Here is a 1,843-nt window from a genome sequence, read left to right on the forward strand (position 1 = left end):
CTGCTATATAAAATGTGAACAAATATAATCATGAATTAGATTTGATTATATTTGAGAAAGAATTATATAGTTTTCCTTTCTTAATTTTATTCACTACCGTCAACATTAGTATTCCCATATCCCAACAAGGGAGGTAATGACATTGACCAACTCTGATAGCTTTAGGGTGTAGCCCACCCATTAGTATTATTTATACTAAAGCTAAAAGATTCTGAACCGCATTTTCATCACGATCCATGACTGCACCACACTCATAACAAATATATTCATTATGTTTGGTATGATGTAACTTGTTGCCATCAAGACCAACTTTATCTGTGCCAGTCTTGATAAAACCACATTGAGAACACCGTTGGGTGCTAGGATAGAATTGATCTGCCAATCGTAATTCTTTACCATACCATTGGCATTTATAAGTTAAAACCTGTCTGAAATAACCAAACAACGACCGTTGTAAACCTTTAGACGCAACATGGCTCATCTGCATTTGTTTCACCGCTAAATCTTCAATCACGACTTTGTCATAATCAGTAACTAGCTTAGTGGTAAACTTTTGAATAATATCATGCTGAATGTTGGCAACACGCCGATAATCACGCTGTAACTTGGCTCTCGTCTTAGCATAATTATTCGATTGAGTTGCTTTCTTTCCATTGACAGTACGCTTTCTAGCTAACTGACGTTGATAATGCATAATGCGTTTATAGAGCTTCTTTAAATGATCGGGTAGAGCATTAACTTTACCTTCGGTATAGTTAAAATGACCGACGTTAATATCAACCGCTGTTTTCTTACCAGTTTTACTTTTCTTAGCTATTTCAACTTCTAACGGTAAACTAGCCCAGTATTTACCATTTTCACGAAATACTGAAACAACTTTTAGATCACCCTTTAATGATTTTGCACCAACCATTTTAATGTCAGCCCAATCATTAACTCCGTGGGGTTTATCCAATCTCAATTTGCCATTAATAATTTTGGCACGATCAGTTTTAAAGCCCTGTCTAGGCGCTTTCTTAGATTTAAAACGAGGTTTACCCCAGTCTGGTTGAGCTTTATCAAAGAAATTCTTCCAAGCTTTACCCAAATCGGAAATTGCTAGTTGTAAGCACCGTGCTGAAAGCGCATATTGCCAGTCAGCCTTCTCTACCACTAGAATATTACGTACTTTTCTTTCACTAGGACGCAATTTTTTGTTGTCCATAATTAGAGATTCATCATACATATCATTCCATAAAGCCAGCCCTTGGTTCCAACAATAGCGACGATAGTCGCATAGTTCATCGAGATGCTTTTTCATCATCTGATTTGGATATAGCCTTACCTTCTCCGTGCGTATCACTTGTTTCACCACCTTTCAAAGTCTTATCAGCTACTAGCTTACGTTTATATTTTCGTAAACCATCTAGACGGCAAGAGAATACATGAATAATACTTACTAAATCATCTACTAATTCTTGATTAGGACTTGTATCTGGGTTGTTTATAACTACGATTAGTGTGCCGTGTTGTTGGCATAGCTGTTCAAACCAGTCATATCCGAAACGAACAAAACGATCCTTATAAGTAATGTAAATTGTCTTAATTTTGTCATCCATTACCTCTTGTAGTAATTGATTCCATTTCTTACGCTTGTAATTTAATCCACTGCCAATATCAGTTATAACTTCATCAAGAATTACACCTTTGGCATTCACAAACTGACGAATAAAGGCAATTTGATCTTTTAAGTCGTCCTTTTGCCCGTAGGTAGAAACCCTAGCATAGGCTACTGTTTTGCGATCCTGTACATTTTCGGACATCCCAATATATTGCAAGTATTGTTCTTCTGTATAATATCTTC

Annotated in this window: 2 protein-coding genes; both read right to left on the reverse strand. The window is 36.3% G+C overall.

Annotation, left to right across the window (positions count from 1 at the left end):
* Positions 1-190: 190 nt before the first annotated feature.
* Positions 191-1,300: an RNA-guided endonuclease InsQ/TnpB family protein gene (locus H5993_RS09065; protein WP_239458072.1), complete on the reverse strand. Its 1,110-nt coding sequence runs from the start codon at positions 1,298-1,300 to the stop codon at positions 191-193.
* On the reverse strand, positions 1,281-1,843 hold a 563-nt coding region (locus H5993_RS09070; protein WP_204777099.1), incomplete at its 5' end, for an IS607 family transposase. The genes H5993_RS09070 and H5993_RS09065, both read right to left, overlap by 20 nt.

The organism is Limosilactobacillus alvi, assembly GCF_016900115.1.
Lineage (GTDB): Bacteria > Bacillota > Bacilli > Lactobacillales > Lactobacillaceae > Limosilactobacillus > Limosilactobacillus alvi.